Origin of the sequence: Amycolatopsis sp. 195334CR, assembly GCF_017309385.1 — a bacterium.
GTDB lineage: Bacteria > Actinomycetota > Actinomycetes > Mycobacteriales > Pseudonocardiaceae > Amycolatopsis.
The window spans coordinates 195,473-215,223 of record NZ_JAFJMJ010000004.1 but is presented as its reverse complement, the minus strand read 5'-3'; the positions used below and the strand labels follow the sequence as shown (position 1 = coordinate 215,223).

General features: G+C 70.5%; 20 protein-coding genes. 12 read left to right on the top strand and 8 right to left on the bottom strand.

What is annotated here, in order from left to right; all coding sequences use genetic code 11:
• Positions 1–179: 179 nt before the first annotated feature.
• A complete protein-coding gene (locus tag JYK18_RS44810) occupies positions 180–1,274 on the top strand; it encodes a hypothetical protein (protein WP_206810371.1) in 1,095 nt (364 codons plus the stop codon).
• A gap of 60 nt (positions 1,275–1,334) precedes the next feature.
• Positions 1,335–1,622, top strand: coding sequence for a DUF1883 domain-containing protein (locus tag JYK18_RS44805; protein ID WP_206810369.1), 288 nt, complete (start codon positions 1,335–1,337; stop codon positions 1,620–1,622).
• Here the strand turns inward: JYK18_RS44805 and JYK18_RS44800 are convergent.
• A complete protein-coding gene (locus JYK18_RS44800) occupies positions 1,612–2,307 on the bottom strand; it encodes a FadR/GntR family transcriptional regulator (RefSeq protein ID WP_206810368.1) in 696 nt (231 codons plus the stop codon). The two genes, JYK18_RS44805 and JYK18_RS44800, sit on opposite strands and share 11 nt — an antisense overlap.
• 163 nt (positions 2,308–2,470) lie before the next feature.
• Here JYK18_RS44800 and JYK18_RS44795 point away from each other — a divergent pair, with 163 nt between their 5' ends.
• The 7 genes from JYK18_RS44795 to JYK18_RS44765 are packed head-to-tail and all read left to right on the top strand — an operon-like array spanning position 2,471 to position 12,732.
• The gene (locus JYK18_RS44795) at positions 2,471–4,087 is read left to right on the top strand and encodes an ABC transporter substrate-binding protein (protein ID WP_206810367.1); all 1,617 of its coding nucleotides are present in this window, start codon (positions 2,471–2,473) and stop codon (positions 4,085–4,087) included.
• Positions 4,088–4,103: 16 nt separating this feature from the next.
• A complete protein-coding gene (locus JYK18_RS44790; RefSeq protein ID WP_206810366.1) occupies positions 4,104–5,063 on the top strand; it encodes an ABC transporter permease in 960 nt (319 codons plus the stop codon).
• The gene (locus JYK18_RS44785; protein ID WP_206810365.1) at positions 5,060–6,988 is read left to right on the top strand and encodes a dipeptide/oligopeptide/nickel ABC transporter permease/ATP-binding protein; all 1,929 of its coding nucleotides are present in this window, start codon (positions 5,060–5,062) and stop codon (positions 6,986–6,988) included. The genes JYK18_RS44790 and JYK18_RS44785 overlap by 4 nt, the downstream gene beginning before the upstream one ends.
• Positions 6,985–7,974 carry an ABC transporter ATP-binding protein gene (locus tag JYK18_RS44780; protein ID WP_206810364.1) on the top strand — a complete coding sequence of 330 codons (990 nt, stop codon included), beginning with the start codon at positions 6,985–6,987 and terminating at the stop codon, positions 7,972–7,974. Before JYK18_RS44785 ends, JYK18_RS44780 begins: the two co-directional genes overlap by 4 nt.
• Positions 7,971–8,900, top strand: coding sequence for a dihydrodipicolinate synthase family protein (locus JYK18_RS44775; RefSeq protein ID WP_206810363.1), 930 nt, complete (start codon positions 7,971–7,973; stop codon positions 8,898–8,900). Before JYK18_RS44780 ends, JYK18_RS44775 begins: the two co-directional genes overlap by 4 nt.
• Positions 8,900–10,900: a beta-galactosidase gene (locus JYK18_RS44770; RefSeq protein ID WP_206810362.1), complete on the top strand. Its 2,001-nt coding sequence runs from the start codon at positions 8,900–8,902 to the stop codon at positions 10,898–10,900. The genes JYK18_RS44775 and JYK18_RS44770 overlap by 1 nt, the downstream gene beginning before the upstream one ends.
• Positions 10,897–12,732: a sialidase family protein gene (locus JYK18_RS44765; protein ID WP_206810361.1), complete on the top strand. Its 1,836-nt coding sequence runs from the start codon at positions 10,897–10,899 to the stop codon at positions 12,730–12,732. Before JYK18_RS44770 ends, JYK18_RS44765 begins: the two co-directional genes overlap by 4 nt.
• Here the strand turns inward: JYK18_RS44765 and JYK18_RS44760 are convergent.
• The 3 genes from JYK18_RS44760 to JYK18_RS44750 all read right to left on the bottom strand — a co-directional run bounded on the left by JYK18_RS44760 (position 12,700) and on the right by JYK18_RS44750 (position 14,624).
• The gene (locus JYK18_RS44760) at positions 12,700–13,302 is read right to left on the bottom strand and encodes a hypothetical protein (RefSeq protein ID WP_206810359.1); all 603 of its coding nucleotides are present in this window, start codon (positions 13,300–13,302) and stop codon (positions 12,700–12,702) included. The genes JYK18_RS44765 and JYK18_RS44760 overlap by 33 nt on opposite strands.
• Positions 13,303–13,378: 76 nt before the next feature.
• On the bottom strand, positions 13,379–13,672 hold the full coding sequence (locus JYK18_RS44755; protein ID WP_206810357.1) for a Dabb family protein: 294 nt from the start codon (positions 13,670–13,672) through the stop codon (positions 13,379–13,381).
• Positions 13,673–13,784: 112 nt separating this feature from the next.
• Complete coding sequence (locus tag JYK18_RS44750) at positions 13,785–14,624, bottom strand: peptidoglycan-binding protein (RefSeq protein WP_206810355.1); 840 nt, start codon at positions 14,622–14,624, stop codon at positions 13,785–13,787.
• Positions 14,625–14,730: 106 nt separating this feature from the next.
• On the opposite strand from JYK18_RS44750, the gene JYK18_RS44745 reads away from it, so the two are divergent.
• The gene (locus JYK18_RS44745; RefSeq protein WP_206810353.1) at positions 14,731–15,033 is read left to right on the top strand and encodes a hypothetical protein; all 303 of its coding nucleotides are present in this window, start codon (positions 14,731–14,733) and stop codon (positions 15,031–15,033) included.
• On the opposite strand, the gene JYK18_RS44740 is transcribed toward JYK18_RS44745, so the two are convergent.
• Entirely contained in the window at positions 15,030–15,968 is a 939-nt protein-coding gene (locus JYK18_RS44740; RefSeq protein ID WP_206810351.1) for a phosphotransferase, read from the bottom strand. The two genes, JYK18_RS44745 and JYK18_RS44740, sit on opposite strands and share 4 nt — an antisense overlap.
• A 95-nt stretch (positions 15,969–16,063) precedes the next feature.
• On the opposite strand from JYK18_RS44740, the gene JYK18_RS44735 reads away from it, so the two are divergent.
• Entirely contained in the window at positions 16,064–16,813 is a 750-nt protein-coding gene (locus JYK18_RS44735) for a ZIP family metal transporter (protein WP_206810348.1), read from the top strand.
• A gap of 47 nt (positions 16,814–16,860) precedes the next feature.
• Here the strand turns inward: JYK18_RS44735 and JYK18_RS44730 are convergent, their stop codons facing one another.
• A complete protein-coding gene (locus JYK18_RS44730; protein WP_206810346.1) occupies positions 16,861–17,097 on the bottom strand; it encodes a S1 RNA-binding domain-containing protein in 237 nt (78 codons plus the stop codon).
• 157 nt (positions 17,098–17,254) lie between these two features.
• Between JYK18_RS44730 and JYK18_RS44725 the strand changes: the two genes are divergently transcribed.
• Positions 17,255–18,430: a hypothetical protein gene (locus JYK18_RS44725; RefSeq protein ID WP_206810344.1), complete on the top strand. Its 1,176-nt coding sequence runs from the start codon at positions 17,255–17,257 to the stop codon at positions 18,428–18,430.
• Here the strand turns inward: JYK18_RS44725 and JYK18_RS44720 are convergent.
• Together JYK18_RS44720 and JYK18_RS44715 are read right to left on the bottom strand one after the other, a co-directional pair.
• Positions 18,373–19,224: an LLM class flavin-dependent oxidoreductase gene (locus tag JYK18_RS44720; protein ID WP_206810343.1), complete on the bottom strand. Its 852-nt coding sequence runs from the start codon at positions 19,222–19,224 to the stop codon at positions 18,373–18,375. The genes JYK18_RS44725 and JYK18_RS44720 overlap by 58 nt on opposite strands.
• A gap of 161 nt (positions 19,225–19,385) precedes the next feature.
• Positions 19,386–19,751: a hypothetical protein gene (locus JYK18_RS44715; RefSeq protein WP_206810342.1), complete on the bottom strand. Its 366-nt coding sequence runs from the start codon at positions 19,749–19,751 to the stop codon at positions 19,386–19,388.

The window sequence follows — 19,751 nt, the reverse complement described above, 5'->3', positions numbered from 1 at the left end:
GCGAGGATCATCACGACTGCCGGGGTGCTCACCGCGAACCACATGGCAGGGGGCGTACCCCCGGACCGGCCGCCGCCAAACCTCCCGCAGGCTGGTCCGTTCGGGCGCTCCGGTAACGGGTCCAGGTGTGAATAATCGGAAAGGGGGTACCTGGGAGCGTTACCGGAGGAGGACGAGCAGTGGCGGTCGCGGGCGGCACGGCGCAGCGGCGCTGGTTGCGCGCCCTGCTCTGGCTGGCCGGGTTGCTGCTGGCGATGTTCGCGGTTTCCTGTCTTTTCGGCTCTTCCGCCGACGCGGAGGAAGAACCGAAAAGGCCCGATCTTGTCACCCACCTCCTCGACCCCCTGCTGGGTGAAGCCGGAAAAGCCGTGCACCCCAAGAAAAACGCACCTGGTGCACCAATTCCTCCCAAGCCGGTCACCCCATTGATCAAACCCGTCACCGAGTTGGTCGAACCGGTGGTGCACCAGATCAGCAAACCGGTCACCCGGCCGGTCGCGCCGCTGCTGGACCAGACCAAGAAAACCCTGTCGCAGGCCGGTAAACCGGTGGCGGACCTGGTGGACGCGACCGCTCCCCTGCTGCACCTGGTGGAACAGCCCGTCGCGAATGTGCTCGAACCGGTGAAACCCGTGCTCGACCAGGTGGACCACACCGTGGCCACAGTGGTCCAGCCGGTCTCCGGAGTGGTCCAGACCCTTGAACCGGTGCTCGACCTCGTCGAGGATCCGCTGTCACTGGTGACCGACAGCGTCGGCGTGGTCAGCCGCGGACTGGGCCAAGCTGTCGAACCGATCCTGGTCCCGCTGGCCGAAGCGACCGAGACACCGCTGCTCCCTTCACTCCCGGCCCCGAAACCCCCGTCGGCGACCAGCACGCCCCCTACCGCGGCGAAAGTGCCGGGAACCACCACTCCCGCCCCGCAAGCCGTCGCGGCAACCCCGGTCGTCACCGTCGTGCACCAGGCACCGGAATCGATCACCGTGACGCTGCCGCGCGGCGAAACGCCTGCCGAGGTTCCGGCGCGCACCTCCGCCGCGAGACCCGGCACCCCGACCGCACCGACACCGGAATCGCCCGCACACCAAGGCTTTCCACCGGTCCCCTTCGTCCCGCTCTCCTCGCCGGGTAACACCACCACCGCGACGCCCCACGCCACGTCGGCCGGGTTCGCGCCGGAGGGCGTGCGGCTGGTCCTCGGTTACGTGGTCGCCCGCCAGGGTGATGACGTGCCGCTGTGGCGTTCGATCAAACCGGGCAGCCGCCCGGACTGAAGGTTCACCGCGTTTCGCAGCCACACCAGCGAACATCCCTTGCGGTGAATCGAGGACACCTTGTACCACAAGACTTTCGACCTGGGCACGGTACAACGCGAAACCGTGGTCACGGTCCGGCTCAACGCGATGGCGAACGTCCGCCTGCTGACCGAGGTCAACTACACCGCCTACCGGCGCAAGCAGTTCTACCGGATGCACGGCGGCGTGGCCACCGCCCCGCTGTTCAAGATCTCCGTGCCCAGCACCGCGCACTGGTACCTGGTGCTGGACGTGGAAGGCCTGGAGCCGCGGCCGCTGCACCCGCAGGTGACGATCGGCCAGCTCACCCGCCAGATCAGGCGGTGACCGGGGCGCCGTAGGGCGCGGCCTTGGCCCGCTTGCGCACCTCGTCGAAGTGGCGGTGCATGGCTTCGACCGCGGCGTCCGGATCGCCGGCGGCCAGTGCGTCGACGATCCGCTGGTGCCGTTTCGCGGTCGAAGCCGGGGACGAGACCGGGCCGCCGACTTCGGGTTCCGTGGCGCGGTAGACGTCCCAGAACAGGGCGGTCAGCTCGCGCGCGAGCGCGAACCCGGCCTCGGCGCCGAGCAGGTCGTGGAACTCCCGGTCGGCCACCGCGGCGTCCGGGCCCTTGCGGCGCATCCGCGCGACGCACGCCTCCAGTTCGCCGATCAGCTCGGGCCGGTGCCGCGAGGCCACGCGCCGGGTCAGCTCGGTCTCGATCATCTCCCGCAGTTCCAGGAGGTCACGGAGCCGTCCGACGTCACCGCGGGTGCGGGTACGGAACATCAGCCACGTCTGCAGCGCCTCCGGCCCGCCGGAGCCGACGAAGGTGCCGTGGCCGTGCCGCACCTCGACGATGCCCAGCGCCTGCAGCGCCTTGATCGCCTCGCGGATCGAGGTGCGGCTGACCCCGAGGTCGTCCATCAGGCTCAGCTCGGTGGGCATCGGCGCGCCGGGCGGCAGCTCGCGCTCGACGATCAGATCGATGATCTGCCGGGTGATCTCGGCACCGCGTTGGGGACGCGCCACGACAGTTCTCCTCGGATACGTTCGGTCACCGGCCGGTTGCGTCGGACATCGTACGTCATAAGACCCCTTGACCGGGAAGAGCGCCGCCTCCTACAGTTCGGCCCACGTCGGACATCCCACGTCCGATGACCACCATCGCCGTTGGTGCCACACAGGAGTCCTCATGCCCCACAGCCCGATCGGATCCGTTCGCCGGTTCAGCCGGCGCGACCTGCTTCGCTACTCCGCACTCGCGGGCGGCGCCGTGGCGTTCTCCTCCACGCTGGCCGCCTGCGGCGGCGGCCCGGCCTCGACGAACAAGACCGGCAACTCGACCGGCTCCATCACCGCGGTGCTCGGCTACGGCAACAACCAGTCGTGGGATCCGCTGCAGACCGCCTCCGCCTTCGCGATGGCGGCCAACCTGCACTGCTACGAATCGCTGGTCGAGGGCGACCCGATCACCCGCGAGTCCTTCCCCGCGCTGGCCAAGGCCCTGCCGGCCGACCTCAACGCCACCACGCTGAAGTTCGAGCTCCGCGACGGCGCGAAGTGGCACGACGGGCAGCCGGTGACCGCCGACGACGTGGTGTTCACCTACGCCCGCGCGCTCGACCCGAAGGAGAACGTGCTGGTCCACGCCTTCTTCGCGCACTGGCTGGCCGAGGTCCGCAAGTCCGGTGAGCGCGCGGTCGAGTTCGTGCTGAAGTTCCCCTTCCCCTACGCGCTCGACCGCATCCAGACCTGCAAGATCGTGCCGAAGCACGTGTTCGAGGGGAAGTGGGCCGACGCGGCCAGCGGCAAGGTGGTCGGCTCCGGCCCGTACAAGGTCACCGAGCAGGCCCCGCTGAGCCACACCTCGTTCGAGAAGTTCGCCGAGTACAACGGCCCGCGCCCGGCCGCGTACCAGAAGATGCTCTGGAAGTCGATCGTGGACGCCGCGCCCCGCGTGGCCGCCATCTCCGGCGCCACGCCGGACGCGCAGATCGTGGAGAACATCCCCGCCGCCAACACCGAGCAGCTGCGGGCCGCCGGGCGGACGGTCGAGTTCGCCGACGGCGGCAACAACCTGTTCCTGCTGTTCAACACCGCGCACCCGCCGTTCGACAACAAGCTGGTGCGCCAAGCGCTGCACTACGCCATCGACAACAAGAAGATGGTGGAGATCGGCCTCAAGGGCGCGGGCACCCCGGCCACCTCGTTCATCAACCCGGCGCTGCCGTCGTCGCAGCCCGCCGTGCACGACTTCGGCTACAACCCGCAGAAGGCCAGGGATCTGCTGGCCCAGGCCGGGGTCGGCAACCTCGCCATCTCACTGTCCACTTCGAACACCTCGCTGGTGGCCGACTGCGTGAAGGTGATCAAGGAGGGCTGGGACGCCATCGGCGTGCAGACCACTTTGGACTCCCAGGACACCAAGGCGCTGTTCAGCAAGCTCGACGCGGGCACCGACTTCCAGGTGGTCGCGACCACGAACAACCCGCAGCAGTTCGGCAACGACCCCGATCTGCTCATCCGCTACTACTACGACGAGAAGTCGCTGCTGATGAAGACCTACGCGAAGTGGACCGGCGCGGACGCCCAGGCGTTGCTGGCCCTGCAGAACCAGGCCGCCGCCGAGGTCGACGCGGGCAAGCGCGCCGCGCTGACCAAGCAGCTGCTCGACCTGATCTCCGAGCACGCGGTCATCTACCCGGTGGTGTTCACCCAGCTCGGCACCGCCTGGGACGGCAAGGCGCTCAGCGGCGTGCGCGCGCAGGGGTATCCGGGCATCTACCTCAACCAGGCCAAGCCGGTCTGAGCCGGGAGACAGGTTCGTGGTCGTCATCGTGCGGATGCTCGCCGGGCGGGTGCTGGCCCTGGTGCCACTGCTGCTCGGCGTCATCCTCTTCGTGTTCATCGTGATGCGCTTCTCCCCCACCGATCCGGCGCTGGCCGCGTTCGAGGGCGCCAACGTCAGCCAGGAGCAGCTCGAAGCGTTCCGGGAGGCCAACGGGCTCAACGACCCGCTGCCGCTGCAGTACGTGCACTTCGTCTGGCAGCTGGTCCAGGGTGACTTCGGCACCAGCGTGATCACCAAGCAGCCGGTCGGCGAGACCATCACCACCGCGCTGCCGCTGACCGTGCAGCTGACCCTGATGGGCCTGGTCATCGCCATCGTGGTGGCGCTGGCGCTGGGCATCACCTCGGCGCTGTTCCGCGACCGCTGGCCCGACCAGCTGATCCGGCTGGTCAGCCTGGCCGGGGTGGCCGCGCCGGCGTTCTGGATCGCGCTGCTGCTGGTGCAGTGGCTGGCCGTGGGCGAGGGCCTGTTCCCGACCAGCGGCTACGTCAGCATGAACGACTCGTTCGGCGGCTGGCTGAACTCGATGGCGCTGCCCGCGATCGCGCTGGCCATGCCGGTGGCGGCGCAGCTGACCCGGATCATCCGCACCTCGATGGTGGAGGAACTGGACCGCGACTACGTCCGGACCGCGCGCGGCGGCGGGCTGCCGCCGGTGGTGGTGATCGGGCGCAACGTGCTGCGCAACGCGCTGGTCAACCCGCTCACCGTGCTCGGCCTGAGGGTCGGTTACCTGCTCGGCGGCGCCGTGGTGATCGAGACGATGTTCGCGCTGCCGGGAATGGGGCAGAACATGATCCAGGCGGTCAAGGACGGCGACACCGCCAAGGTGCAGGGCTTCGTGATCACCATCGCGATCGGCTTCGTGCTGGTGAACCTGATCGTCGACCTGCTGTACCTGCTGGCGAACCCGCGGCTGCGGAGCCACGCGTGAGCGGCGCGCGGCGGCTGGGCGCCGCTTCGTGGATCGCGCTGGGCGTGCTGGCGGTGCTGGTGCTGGTCGCGTTGTTCGGCGACCTGCTCACCACGCACGACCCGGACGCGCTGAGCACCGACGCCGGCGGGCCCGGCGGCGGGCACTGGTTCGGCACCGACCAGTCGGGCCGGGACATCTTCTCCCGCCTGGTCGCGGGTACCCGCTGGTCGCTGGCGATCGGGCTGGGCGCCACCGCGCTCGCGCTGGTCGCGGGCGCGCTGATCGGCTCGCTCGCGGCGACCGCCGGCCGCCGCACCGACGCGGTGATCATGCGGATCCTCGACGTGATCATGGCCTTCCCCGGCATCGCGCTGGCCGCGGTGCTGGTGGCGGTGTTCGGGCGCGGGATCAGCGTGCTGATCCTGGCCATCGCCTTCCTGAACACGCCGTCGATCGCGCGGGTGGTGCGGGCGAACGTGCTGGCGCAGTACAGCGAGGACTACGTCGCCGCGGAGCACATCATCGGCGCGAAGCGGTGGTTCATCCTGGCCCGGCACGTCGCGGTCAACTGCGCGGCGCCGGTGCTGGTGTTCTGCACGGTGATGGTGGCCGAGGCGATCGTATTCGAGGCCTCGCTGTCGTTCATCGGCGCGGGCATCCAGCCGCCGGACCCGTCGTGGGGCTCGGTGCTCTCCGACGGCAAGGACCTGGTGCTGATCGGCGGCTGGTGGGCCACGGTGTTCCCCGGCCTGCTGATCCTGGTGACCGTGCTCGCGCTGAACGTGCTCTCCGAAGGCATCTCCGACGCGTGGGCGGCGCCCTCGGCCCGCAGCGCGAAGGCGGGCCGGGCGGCCAAGGAGGTCGCCGCCGAGGAGGCCGCGGAGAACACCGAACCGGTGCTGCCCATTTCGGGCCTGCGCGAGGTCGGCACCCGGCTTTCCCGCACGGCACGGGATCTCGACGGCAAACCGCCGGTGCTCGAGGTGGACAGCCTGGCGATCTCGTTCCCCGACCGGCACAACGGGGTCGACGTGGTCGCCGGGGTCTCGTTCTCCGTGCGGGCGGGCGAAGTGCTCGGCCTGATCGGCGAGTCGGGCTGCGGCAAGTCGCTGACCTCGCTGTCGATCATGGGCCTGCAACCGCGCACGGCGAAGGTGTCCGGCCAGATCCGGTTCGCCCAGCGGGACCTGCTCGCGCTGAGCCCGGCGGAGCGGCGGCGCCACCTCGGGCACGACATCTCGATGATCTACCAGGACGCGCTCAGCTCGCTGAACCCGGCGATGACCATCCAGGCCCAGCTCAAGCAGTTCACCCGGCGTGGCGGCACGCGCACCCCGGCCGAACTGCTGGAGCTGGTCAACCTGGATCCGCAGAGGACACTGCGGGCCTATCCGCACGAGCTGTCCGGCGGGCAGCGGCAGCGGGTGCTGATCGCGATGGCGCTCTCGCGCAGCCCCAAGCTGATCGTCGCGGACGAGCCGACCACCGCGCTCGACGTCACGGTGCAGGCGCAGGTCATCGCGCTGCTGCTGCGGTTGCAGGAGGAGCTCGGGTTCGCGCTGATCCTGGTCTCGCACGACCTCGCGCTGGTCTCCGACGTGGCCGACCGCGTGGTGGTGATGTACGGCGGGCAGGTCGCCGAGACCGGCACCACCGCGCGGGTGGTCGGCGCGCCACGCCACCACTACACCCGCGGCCTGCTCAGCGCGGTGCTGTCGCTGGAGGAGAGCCAGGCGCGGCTCACCCAGATCAAGGGCGTGGTCCCGGCACCGGCCGAATTCGGCTCCGGCTGCCGGTTCGCCGACCGGTGCCCGGCGGCGCGGGCCCGCTGCCGCACGGAAGCACCGGCGGTCGAAGGCACCACGCTCAAGCACCAGGTGGCCTGCCACTTCCCCGCCGAGATCGACGAAGAAGCCCTGCTCGCCGAAGGAGCGCGGTCATGAGCCTGCTCGAACTCGACGGGGTGCACGTGGTGCACCGGATCGCCGGTGACCGGCTGTTCGGCCACGCCTCGGTGTACGCGCTGACCGACGCCAACCTGGCCATCGACCCCGGGGAAACCGTGGGCGTGGTGGGCGAATCCGGCTGCGGGAAGTCCACTTTGGCCAAGGTGATGGTCGGGCTGCAACGGCCGACCAGCGGCACCGTGCGCTACCGAGGCGACTCGCTGTGGGAGATGCGCGGGGCGGACCGGGCCGGGAAGTTCGGCCGCGACGTCGGCATGATCTTCCAGGACCCGGCCACCGCGCTGAACCGGCGGCTGGCCGTGTCCCGGATCATCCGCGACCCGCTCGACGTGCACCGCGTCGGCACGAACACCACGCGGGACGCCCGGGTGCGCGAGCTGATGTCGCTGGTCGGCCTGCCGGACAGCGTCGCGGACGCGGTACCCGGCCAGCTCTCCGGCGGCCAGCGGCAGCGCGTTGCCATCGCCAGGGCGCTGGCGCTGGAACCGGCGTTGCTGGTGGCCGACGAGCCGACCTCGGCGCTGGACGTCTCGGTCCGCGCGCAGATCCTGAACCTGCTCATCGACCTGCGCGAACAGCTCGGCCTGGCGATGGTCTTCGTCTCGCACGACATCCAGACCGTGCGGAAGATGAGCGACCGCATCGTCACCATGTACCTGGGGCGGGTGGTGGAGCAGGCGCCGGCCGCCGAACTCCCCGAAGGCGCCCGCCACCCGTACACGCGGGCGTTGTTCTCCGCCACGCCGAGCCTGCTGAACCCGGTCGAGCCGATCGTGCTCAGCGGGCCGGTGCCCTCGGCGACCGCGCCGCCCAGCGGCTGCGGTTTCCGCACGCGGTGCCCGAAGGCCACCGACGCCTGCGCCGTCGGCCTGCCCCCGTTGTCCACCGGTTCGCCCGGCCACACCTACCGCTGCATCCACCCGGAAACACCCGCCGAAACCATCGGAGTGAGCCCATCATGACCACCCCGCAGTTCGCCGGCGTCATCCCGCCGCTGTGCACCCCGCTGCACGACGACTGGACCGTCGACACCGCCTCGTTCCGGCGGCACATCGAAGCCCAGATCACCGCCGGTGTGCACGGGATCTTCGTGCTCGGCTCGTCCGGTGAGGTGCCGTTCCTGCCCGACGCGCAGCGGCGCGTGGTCCTCGAAACGGCGGTCGACCAGGCCGCCGGGCGCGTGCCGGTGCTGGCCGGGTGCATCGACATGACCACCCTGCGCGTGGCCGAGCACGTCCGCGACGCGGAGAAGGCCGGTGCGGACGCGATCGTGGTCACCGCGCCGTACTACACCCGCACGCACGTCGCCGAGATCGACCGGCACTTCCGGCTGCTCGCCGAGCGCACCGGGCTGCCGATCTTCGCCTACGACATCCCGATGGCCGTGCACAACCGGCTCGACCGCGAGATGGTGCTGCGCCTGGCCGCCGACGGCGTGATCGCCGGGCTGAAGGACTCCAGCGGGGACGAGGCCGGGTTCCGGTTCGTGTTGCTGCGCAAGGCCGAACGCGGGCTGGACTCGTTCGCCGTGTTCACCGGCTCCGAGCTGATGGTGGACACCGCGCTGGCGCTGGGCGCGAACGGGGTGGTGCCCGGGCTGGCCAACGTCGACCCGGACGGGTACGTGGCCATCCACCGGCACGTGCTCGCCGGTGAGCTGGACGCGGCGAAGAAGGTGCAGGAGCGCCTGCTGAACCTGTTCACCATCACCGATGTCGCGCCGGTCGACCGGATGGGCCGCGGTTCGGCGGCGCTGGGCGCGTTCAAGGCGGCGATGAAGCTGCGCGGGTTCATCGACAACGCCGTGATGGCCCCGCCGCAGCTCCCGCTGAACGCGGAGGAACTGCTGCGGATCAAGGAGAAGCTCGCCGAGACGGGGCTGGTCTGATGTTCGGGAAGATCCACTACGGGGCCGACTACAACCCGGAGCACTGGTCCGCCGAGGTGTGGGACGAGGACATCAAACTGATGGCCGAGTCCGGGGTGACCATGGTGACCGCGGGCATCTTCTCCTGGGCCGGGGTCGAACCGCGGCCGGGCGAGTACGACTTCGGCTGGTTCGACACGGTGATGGACAAGCTCGGTGACGCCGGCGTCGAGGTCTGCCTGGCCACGATGACCGCCTCTCCCCCGCCGTGGCTGACCCACCTGCACCCGGAGGTGCTGCCGGTGCGGGCCGACGGCACCCGGCTCTCGGCCGGGGCGCGCCAGCAGTTCTGCCCGTCCAGCGAGGTCTTCCGCCGCTACGCCGCGCGGCTGGCCGAGCAGGTCGCCCGGCGCTACGGCGAGCACCCCGCGTTGTCCATGTGGCACATCGGCAACGAGTACGGTTGCCACATCCGCGCCTGCTACTGCGACAACTCGGCGGCGGACTTCCGGCGGTGGCTGGCCGATCGCTACGGCGACATCGCCGCGCTGAACCAGGCGTGGAGCACCACGTTCTGGTCGCAGCAGTACGACGACTGGGCCGAGGTGTTCCCGCCGAGGGTGGCGCCGACCTTCCCGAACCCGGCGCAGCAGCTGGACTTCCACCGGTTCTCCTCCGACGCCTCGCTCGGCTGTTACCTGGCCGAGCAGAAGGTGCTGCGGCGGCTCACCCCGCAGGTGCCGATCACCACGAACTTCGTCGGCCGGGTGCAGAAGTCGCTGGACTGGCACCGCTGGGTCCCGCACGAGGACGTGGTCAGCCTCGACTCCTACCCCGATCCGTACGACCCGCGCTCGCACGTGGAGGCCGCGTTCGCCTACGACCTGGTGCGCTCGCTCAAGGACGGCAAGCCGTGGATGCTGCTGGAGCAGGCGCCCAGCGCGGTGAACTGGCGCAACCGCAACAGCCCCAAGGCCCCCGGCGCGATGCGGCTGGGCAGCTGGCAGGCCGTCGCCGGTGGTGCCGATGCGATCCTGTTCTTCCAGTGGCGGCAGACCAGCGGTGGGGCGGAGAAGTTCCACTCGGCGATGGTGCCGCACGGCGGCCGGGAAACCCGGACCTGGCGCGAGGTGAGCGCGCTCGGCCAGGAGCTGGCCACGGTCTCCGAACTGGCGGGCACCACGATCGACGCGGACGTGGCGATCCTGCACGACTGGGAGAGCTGGTGGGGCCTGGAACTGGACTCGCACCCCTCCGGTGACCTGGACCAGCTCGAAACGCACCTGGTGCACTACGCGCCGCTGTTCGACGCCGGGATCACCTGCGACGTGCGGCACCCCGCCGACGACCTGTCGGGGTACAAGCTGGTCGTGGTGCCGAACCTGTACCTGATGGACGAGGCGGTGGCGGCGAACCTGCGCCGGTACGTCGAGCGCGGCGGGCACCTGGTGGTGTCGTTCTTCTCCGGCATCGTGGACGCCTGCGACCGCGCGTACCTCGGCGGGTATCCGGTGCCGCTGCGGGACATCCTCGGGCTGCGGGTGGACGAGTTCTGGCCGCTGCCCGACGGCGGCACGACCACGGTCCGGTTCACCGACGGCACCGAGTCCGGCGCGACGGTGTGGTCGGAGTGGGTCGAGCTCGAAGGCGCCGAGGTGGTGGCTTCCTTCGCCGGTGGTGACCTGGCCGGGCGCCCGGCGGTGACCCGGCACGAGTTCGGCGAGGGGGTCGCCTGGTACCTGGCTACCCGGCCCGAGCCCGGCGCGATGCGCGCGTTGTTCGACCGCATCTCGGCGGCGGCTTCGGCGGCGCCGGTGGTGACCGGTCTGCCAGAGGGCGTGCAGGCGGTGGTCCGGCGCGGGGCGGAGCGCGAGTACCTGATCCTGCTCAACCACACCACCGAAGAGGTCACCGTGCCGATGCCGTCGGCTTCGGCCGATCTGCTCACCGATCCGGAAGTCGCGCTGGACGAGGTCGTGCTCGGCTCGCGTGGTGTCGCCGTGCTTCGGAGGACGTCGTGAAACGAGCGCTGCTCCTGGTTTTCCTGCTGCTGGCGGGATTCGCGGTACCGGCCGCGGCGGCGCCCGCGATCGACGAGCAGGTGTTGTTCGAGGCTTCGGCCGATCCGGGTTATGCCTGCTACCGGATCCCGGCGATCGTGAAGACCGCGCGCGGCACACTGCTCGCGTTCGCCGAGGGCCGGGTGGACAACTGCGGGGACACCGGGGACATCGACCTGGTGCTCAAGCGGTCGGAGGACGGCGGGCGCACGTGGTCGCCGTTGCAGGTGGTGAACTCCGGGGACGGGGACACCCACGGCAACCCGGTGCCGATCGTGGACGCGGTGACCGGGCGGATCGTGCTGATCAGCACGTACAACGCGGGACGCGAGGACGACAAGGGCTGCGCGATCCCGTGCCCGCGGTTCCCGCACCAGCAGCACAGCGACGACGACGGCAAGACGTGGTCGGTGCCGCGTGACATCGGTGCCCAGGTCAAGCGTCCGGAGTGGACGGCGTGGTACGCCTCCGGGCCGGTGCACGGGATCCAGCTGGAGAAGGGCCCGCACGCCGGGCGGCTGGTGTTCGGGATCAACGCGGAAACCGCCCGCGGTACGCAGTCGGTGGAGAACCACGCCGCGCTGATCTACAGCGACGACCACGGTGACAGCTGGCGGATCGGCGCGCAGACCGACTACCCGCATTCGGTACCGGGCACGTACACGCAGAAACCGCAGGAGATCAGCGTCGCCGAGTTGGCCGACGGGTCGGTGTACGCGGCCGGGCGCGACCAGGGCGGCACGGACGTCGGCAACCGTTCGTACGCGATCAGCCGGGATGGTGGCGAGTCGTTCAGCACGCCGTTCGCCACGATTCCGGATCTGGTGACGCCGATCGTGCAGGGTTCGGTGCTGCGGTTGCAGCGGCCGGGCAAGCCCGAGCGGCTGCTGTTCTCGTCGCCCTCGGACACCGACCGGCGGCGGTGGATGATGATCCGTTCGTCGTATGACGGTGGGCGGAGCTGGGAGACGGTCGAGCAGGGCACGCGGGTCACCTCGGATTGGTCCGGGTACTCGGATCTGGTGCAGATCAGCGATCCGCGGTCGCCGTCGGTGGAGATCGGGCTGATGTACGAGGGCGGCCCGGTGGACGCCCGCGACGAGATCCGGTTCGCGCGGTTCGGCGAGGAGGTACTGGGCTGGAAGAACCCGGCCGGACCGTCCACACCGGACCTTTCCCGGCAGCACTCGGACGCCACGGTGGTGGGCTCCTCGTCCACCGTGGACGGCCCGTACGGGCGGGCGCTGGAGCTGGGCGGTTATCTCCGCGTGCCGTACCACCCGGCGCAGTCGCCGGGTGCGGGTGACTTCACCTGGACCGGCTGGTTCCGCTACGGCGGGAGCAAGGCCGATCAGGTGCTGACCTGGCTGGGTGGCATGGGTGGGACCGCGCCGCAGCTGTGGCTGCGCGCCGAACCGCGGCTGGGCAGGCTGATCGCCACGATGACCACCCCGGCCGGGTCCAAGTCGATCACCACTTTTGGCGCCTACGACGACCAGCAGTGGCACCACGTGGCCCTGCGGCGCACCGGGGATCGCCTGTCGCTGAGCATCGATGGCGCCGAAGCCGCGGCAGGCCCGGCCTCGGCGGGCACGATCAGCCAGACCGTGTCGTGGCAGTTCATCGTCGGGCAGCGGCTGGACAACACGCAACGCTGGCAAGGCGCGCTCGACGAAATCCGCTTCTACCGGCGCTCGTTGAGCGACGCCGAACTGGAGGCCATCCGGACGCGAAACGCCGCGGTGGCGGAGGGGCAGGTGCTACGCCTCCCCCTGGACCGCGTCTCCCGGTGACGACGCGTCTCCCGGTGACGACGGGGCGGCCCAGCGGCGGAACAGGCTGAACCACATGGTGCAGACCACTCCCTGCACCACGAAGCCCGCCGCCAGGGCCGCCCATTTCCACCACGCGTCGGCGGTCACCACCAGCCCGGCGCACAGGGCGGCCGGGCCGAGGACGAAGAGCAGCAGGAGGGGGATGCCGAACCGGATGAGCAACGGTCTGCGCTGGCTGCGTTCGACCTTGTTCGCACCTTCCCAGCGCAACAGCGTGTCGTCACCGAGCAGCCGCGCCAGCGCGGGGCGGACTTCGGTGTCGAGGTAGGAACCGATGGTGTCGATCTGGGCGGCGTGGTCGAAGTACAGCATCGCGCAGCAGCCCGACAGGAACGGGATCAGCAGAAGCACCGCCACCGCGACCCGGCCGGACAGGGCCAGTCCGGCGATCGCCCCGCAGGCGGTGAGGTCGATGTTGATCAGGGTGTGCTGGGCCGCCGACCGGGACGCGACCTCGGCGCGCAACGCGGTGTACTCGGCGAGCAGAACCGACGTCCGCTCCGTGGCGAGGGGCGGTTCGTCCGGCACCGGCCCCAGCCTACGGCTCGCCGCCTGGACACGAATGCGGCTTTCGGGGCGTTTCCGAAAGCCGCATTCGTGTCCGTCAGGCGAGGGGTTCGTAGTCGATTTCGAGGAAGTCGTCGACTTCGGTCAGCCAGCGGTCCGCCACGAAGGCCGTGTGCACCGGGTGCTCGTTGTACCCGGTGTACGCGGCCTGATCGGCGAACTCCATCGAGAAGCCGAAGCGGAAGTCGTTCTTCGGGCTGGTTTGGCGCAGTTGCTCGAACCGCTGCACCCCGGGGATGTCGGCGAGCACGAGCGCGGCGGTCAGGAACTCGCGCTCCTCGGCCGAGCCGGGTGCGTGGCGAAGCCGGAAGGCAACCGTGTGACGGATCATGATCCGAACACTACTGGTTCGCCAAGGCTCCCGGCAGGCCTCGCGCAACCGGTCCGCCGAGCAACCCGGCAGGCCTCGCAATTCTGCTTCGCCGGGGTCCGGCAACTTCCGACTACTGCTCCGCCGAGACTCCCGGCAGGCTTCCGGCGGTGACTCGGCGGTACTCCTCCCAGGTGCGTTTCGGGGTCACCGGGGGCCCGTCGTCCGGGCCGCGGTTGGCCAGGCCGTTTCGCCCCAGGTAGTAGTCGCCGCCCTGGTGTTGCGCCGGGGGTGAGAGGTCCGGGTCGGCCAGGGCGACCGCGTGGATGTGCGCCTCCCAGTCACCCTGCGCGGGAGTCCGGTACCACGCCGCGAAGCCGACCGTCCGCAGCTCTCGCACCACGTTCACCGGCGTCACCCCGCTGACCGAGATGTCCAGCACGCCCCCGCCGTCGTGCGTGCCCGCCGAAGTCGGGTCGCCGCCCGGGTTGTACGAACCCTGCGTGACCACCAGCGCGTGCCCCATCCTGCCTTCGGCCGCCACCAGCATCGCCTTGGTCCGCGCGTTCATCAACGCACCGCGGTAGGTCACTTTCGCGCCCGGCACCAGCGTCCGCGTCACGGAGAACCGCTGCTCACCGAGCTTCAGCAACGACGCCCGCCCCGGGAAACCCGACGCGTCGAGGCCGCTGGAACCCTGCGCTCGCTGGAAAGCCGCGTACGCCTCGACGGTCTTCGTGCCGAAGTGCCCGTCGACGTACTCAGCGGCGAGGAGTCCCTCGTCCGTGAGGGCCTGTTCCACCGCCAGCACACTGTCCCCGCTACCCGGCGTCACCGCCGAATCCGCGCGCCGGGGGTCGATCTGCGCGGCCTTGAGCACCGCTTCCATGTTCACCGCGGGCAGCGCCTGGGCCACCGCGCTTCCGGACAGCACGGTCAGCGCCGCGACCAGCGCACCGATTCGCCTGATCATGCGGGCGAGCGTAGGCAGCGCCGTCCGGCGTCCACCAGATGCAAATGTAATCAGTCAAGAGCAAACCGGAAGGCGTTCCCCGCGCTCCCCAGCCTACGCTGGAATCATGCGCCTGCTGATCGCCCAGTCCGGCCCGGACCTCGCCGATCCCGACGACTGCACCCGCTTCCACGTCGAGGTCAGCGCGGACGACCGGCTGCCCGAGGTGCTCGCCGAGCACGACCTCGGCAAGCTCGACGACGGCGGCGAGCACGTCCACGTATCCGTCGACGCCCTGCGCAAGCTGGCGGACGGCCGCACCGCCGACGACTGGCCCACCCGATTCGACGGCATGCTCGCCTACGCCGCGTCGAAGGGCTGGCTCGACCCGGCGGGCACCCACGTCCGCGCCCACATCGAGCGGGTCTAGAGCTTCGCCACGATCTCGGCCAGCTCCGCCCAGGCGAGCCCGGTGTCCTCGGTCCGCGCGTGCGGTTGCCGGAACAGTTCGACGTAGATGGCCACCTCGTCAAGATCCCAGCGCAGGCGGTAAGTCGACAACGTCGCCGGATCGGGCCGGTGCCCGGTCAGCTCCTCGTACCGCTCCAACTCCTCCGCGGTGGCGAAGGCGAGATCACGCTCCCGGACCGCGAGGCCGACGGTGTCCCAATCGAGCAGGTGCCGGTCTTCCCCCGACCAGAGCACATTGCCGGGATGCGGCTCACCGTGCGTGACGACCCGCTCGGGGCTCAGCTCGGCGATCCGGCGATCGAACTCGGCCAGCCGGCGCCGCAGCCCGTCCTGGTGACCGGCCAGCAACTCCCGCGTGGATTCGCCGTACGGACCGGTGTCCCACGGGCAGTCCAACTCACCGAACGCCCCTTCCAGCCGCGAACGCAGCGCGAGATCAGGTTCGAGCACGGGCACGCACTCGGGCGGCGCGACACCGTGCAGGGTCGCCAGCAGATCGACCACCGAACCCCGCGGCGTGTCCCCGAAATCACCGGAAGACCCGTCCAGCAAAGGGAAAACGCTCACCGCGTACCGGCCCCCCACCGGCCGGACCGTGTCCCCGCCAGTAGTTTTCTCCGGCGCCACGACAAAATCCAGTCCGGTGTGCCGCAGGTGCCAGGCGGTGTCCATCGCCCGGCGGAGCCCGGCCCCGGCCGCCACCACGCCGAGTCCACAGTGGACCTTGTTGGCCAGGTCGGCCAGGGTGACGAACCAGCGACGGCCGTCCGCAGCGGTGGCGAGCCAGTGGTAGTCACCGAAACCGACCGCCGCGTAGTCGAGCACGACCGCGTCGATCCCCCAGTCGCGCAGCACCGGCCGCAGGTCGACCTCGCCCTCCGGATGATCTTTCATGCCCGCGAAGCTAACCCGTCCGGCGGCCCGTGGCACGGCATTTTCCGCCGCGGGCGGGTACGGTGCGCCGGAGGGACGAGCAAGGAGGAACCCGCATGCCGGAACTGCTCGCCGCCGGCGGCTGGGGCCTGCTCGCCGGATCGGCGCTGCTGGGCGGTGCGCTGCTCGGGTACCTGATCCGGATTCCCGCCGGGATCGTCGCCGCGGTGATGGCCTTCGGCAGCGGCGTGCTGCTCTCGGCGGTCTCGTTCGAACTGATCGCCGAGGCACACGAACGAGGCGGACTGCTGCCCACCGCCGCGGGCGCGCTCGGCGGGGCCGTGCTCTACACGCTCGCGAACGTGGTGCTGGCGCGCCGGGGTGCCCGGCACCGCAAGCGCTCCGGTGACCAGCAGCCCAGCGAAACCGAGCAGAGCGGGTCCGGCACCGCGATCGCGCTGGGCGCGTTGCTCGACGGCGTGCCGGAGTCGATGGTGATCGGCACCAGCCTGCTCGGCGGCGGTTCGGTCAGCGCGGTGACCGTGGCCGCGGTGTTCATCAGCAACGTGCCCGAGGGTCTGTCCAGTGCGTCCGGTATGCGGCGCGCCGGGCGGAGCGCGCGGTACGTGTTCGCGCTGTGGGCCGGGATCGCGCTGATCAGCGGTGGCGCGGCGATGCTGGGGTACGGCTTGCTCGGCGGCGTGCCCGAGGAGGTGCTGGCCGCGATCACCGCACTCGCGGGCGGCGCGATCCTGGCGATGATCGCCGACACGATGATCCCGGAGGCGTTCGAGAGCGCGCACCTGTGGAACGGCATCATCACCGTGACCGGCTTCCTGACCGCCTTCGCGCTGTCGCACCTCTAAACTGCGGGAGGTGCGGGGGCAGCCTCAATCTGCCCCCGCACCGCTCATCAGGCGGGAGCCACGCTCAGCCGCTGCTTCTCCTCGTCGATATCGAGGATGCGCACCGACAGCGACGCGCCGACGGCCGGTTCGGCCGTCCAGCCGGACGCGTGCAGCAGGGCGTGGATTCCGGGCGCCACCTCGAGAAAGGCGCCGAACGGAACCACCGAGGCGACGGTGCCGTCGACAACGCTGCCCTGGCCGTGCTCAGCGAGGAAGTCCTGCCATACCTGGTTCTGGGACATGTGATCACCTCCTTCCACGCAGTCCCGAGGAACGGGAAAACGCACGGAGGTGGCGGGCCCCTGGCCCGCCGGGTGATCACGGCGCGGCCGGGATCCTCATCCGCTCTTGGCTCTGGGCCGACCCGGCAGTCACGCGGAGGATCATAGCATCGGCACCATGGCAGCAAGGACGCTGAAGGCGTTGCGGGACTACGGCATCGACGAACACCGCGGTTTCCTGCCCGCGGCCGACCCGCTGGACCGGCTGCCGCCGTACTTCGGGCCGTGGGAAGACGCGGCCCGCGACATCGGCGCGCGGCTGATGACCGGCCGGATGCGAGAGGCCGTGGCCGCGCTGCCCGAATTGTCGCCGGAGGGACTGACCACCGACGCCGAGCGGGAGCGGGCGATGCTGCTGCTCGTCTGCCTCGCCAACGCCCACGTCTGGGCCGCCGATCCACCCACGTCGAACGTGCCCGCCGTGCTCGCGCGGCCCCTGCACCGCCTGGCCGCCGAACTGGACCGGCCACCGATCATCGCGCACGCGTCGATCGTGCTGGCGAACTGGCGGCGCCTCGATCCCGCCCGGCCGCTGGGCATGGACAACATCGACACCCAGGTCACCTTTCTCGGCGGCGTCGACGAGAAGTGGTTCTACCTGGCCACCGCCGGGGTCGAACTGACCGGCGCGCCCGCGCTGAAACTGCTCGCCGACGGGCAGGAGGCCGTCGCGGGCGACGACGCCGCGCGGCTGACCTCCTGCCTCACCGACCTGCGGCTGGTGCTCGACCGCACCATACGCGCCTTTCTCGACGTCGAGCGCTGGTGCGACCCGTACGTCTTCTACCACCGGGTGCGCCGCTTCCTCACCGGCTGGGACGGCGTGACGCTCGACGGGACCGGCGCCGCCCCCTGCGTGCTCGCCGGGGGCAGCGCCGCGCAGAGCTCACTGATCCAGGCCTTCGACACCGGGCTCGGCATCGTGCACGACGACCCGCTCACCGCCGGGTTCCTGGGCGGCATGCGCCGGTCCATGCCGAAGGCGCACCGGCGCTTCCTGCACGACCTCGGCGCGGGACCGTCCATTCGCGACTACGCCGGCACCGCCGGGCACCCGCCGCTGACCGAGTCGTACAACGCGGCCGTGCGCACCCTCACCGACCTCCGGGGCAGGCACATCGGCCTGACCGGGCGGTACATCACCCGGTTCGAACGCGGCGAGGGCAAGGGCACCGGCGGCAGCGACTTCGTGAGCATGCTGCGCCGGGCCCGCGAGGAAACCGGCGGTGCCGCCGTTCAGGACACCACGTCGGCGAGCCGGCCGACCTGGCCGGTGTCCGAGGACCAGCAGTAGAGCATCACCTCGTCGGCCCCGATGTCCGAATAGGACTTCGCGGCGTCACGGATCGCGTCAGGGGTGGCGAGCAGGGCGCCGGCGATGTGGTCGGCGTGACCGCTGAACGCGTAGTAGGCCCGGATGTTCCGGCGGGCCTGTTCGACCGTTTCGTCCGGCCCGAGCGCCACATTGACCTGTGCGATCAACCGCGGTTCGCCGGGACGGTCGTACTTCCGCCACGCATCCCGCACCTGCTGGAACCGATCCGCCATCAGGGCGGGTGGCAGCGCGGCACCGAGGAAGCCGTCGCCGAAGCGGCCGACCCGGTCGATGGCGGCCGGGGCGAACCCGCCGAACAGCACTTCCGGACCGCCGGGCGTGACCGGCGACGGGCCGATGGGACCGGCACCGGAACCGTACGGCTCCCCGGCCCAGATCCGGTGCAGCAGCGTCATTTGCTCGTCGAGCCGGCGGCCGCGGGTGCGGATGTCGATGCCCGCGGCGAAGCAGTCGTCCGCGCGGCCGCCGACCCCGATGCCGAGGGTGAACCGGCCGCCGGACAGGCGGTCGAGCGTGGCCGACTGCTTGGCCAGCAGCGCGGTGTTGTGCAGCGGCGCGATGAGCACCTCGGTCTGCAGCCGGACGCGCGAGGTGGCGGCGGCCAGGTGCGCCAGCGTGACCAGCGGCTCGGGGTTGCCGAACACCAGCCGGTCGAGCAGGCCGAGCGTGCGGAACGGGCCGGCGTCCGCGCGCCGCGCCCAGTCCACCAGCACGGCGGGTTCGTCGACGGGCAGGCCAAGACCGATCTTCATGGGGGTTACCTCCGGAGGGCAGGACAACAACGGCGCCGCCCCTCCGTGCCCTTCGCGGGCCTGCTCCCCATCTGCGGCATGGTTCCCGGGAAGCGTTGATCTTCAGAGTGCGCCGACCCTAACCCCGCCCGCCACGGCGCGGCAACCGGTTATCCACCCCGTCAGCTCACCAGGCGCAACAATTGCCACGACGCGGCAACCAGCCCTATCAGGGCCGGATGCACGATCTTCGCGACATTCGCCATCCCTTCGCACACCACGCCAACCGCGCGGCAGGCGATCGCCGCCATCCAGCCGACGACGCTGCCGTACAGATACGCGAGTCCCGGAGGACAACCATGACGACGTCGGCTGGCGGCACTAACCCAGTACTCCGGCAGCACCAGAACAGCGGCTACCACCAGGACAACGCCACGCAGCGGTTCAATCAGTACTGCCAATACGACCGGCAGCACGAACCTCACGACAAGACAGGTCAGCGCGACAAAGAGGACAAATCCGAAGAACCCCTCGGCGAGACCGGACAC

Coding starts and splice junctions, on each gene's coding strand:
- JYK18_RS44740 (WP_206810351.1), bottom strand. CDS start 15,968: ATGAAAGATCATCCGGAGGGCGAGGTCGACCTGCGGCCGGTGCTGCGC.
- JYK18_RS44770 (WP_206810362.1), top strand. CDS start 8,900: ATGTTCGGGAAGATCCACTACGGGGCCGACTACAACCCGGAGCACTGG.
- JYK18_RS44730 (WP_206810346.1), bottom strand. CDS start 17,097: ATGTCCCAGAACCAGGTATGGCAGGACTTCCTCGCTGAGCACGGCCAG.
- JYK18_RS44775 (WP_206810363.1), top strand. CDS start 7,971: ATGACCACCCCGCAGTTCGCCGGCGTCATCCCGCCGCTGTGCACCCCG.
- JYK18_RS44735 (WP_206810348.1), top strand. CDS start 16,064: ATGCCGGAACTGCTCGCCGCCGGCGGCTGGGGCCTGCTCGCCGGATCG.
- JYK18_RS44720 (WP_206810343.1), bottom strand. CDS start 19,224: ATGAAGATCGGTCTTGGCCTGCCCGTCGACGAACCCGCCGTGCTGGTG.
- JYK18_RS44745 (WP_206810353.1), top strand. CDS start 14,731: ATGCGCCTGCTGATCGCCCAGTCCGGCCCGGACCTCGCCGATCCCGAC.
- JYK18_RS44750 (WP_206810355.1), bottom strand. CDS start 14,624: ATGATCAGGCGAATCGGTGCGCTGGTCGCGGCGCTGACCGTGCTGTCC.
- JYK18_RS44795 (WP_206810367.1), top strand. CDS start 2,471: ATGCCCCACAGCCCGATCGGATCCGTTCGCCGGTTCAGCCGGCGCGAC.
- JYK18_RS44780 (WP_206810364.1), top strand. CDS start 6,985: ATGAGCCTGCTCGAACTCGACGGGGTGCACGTGGTGCACCGGATCGCC.
- JYK18_RS44725 (WP_206810344.1), top strand. CDS start 17,255: ATGGCAGCAAGGACGCTGAAGGCGTTGCGGGACTACGGCATCGACGAA.
- JYK18_RS44755 (WP_206810357.1), bottom strand. CDS start 13,672: ATGATCCGTCACACGGTTGCCTTCCGGCTTCGCCACGCACCCGGCTCG.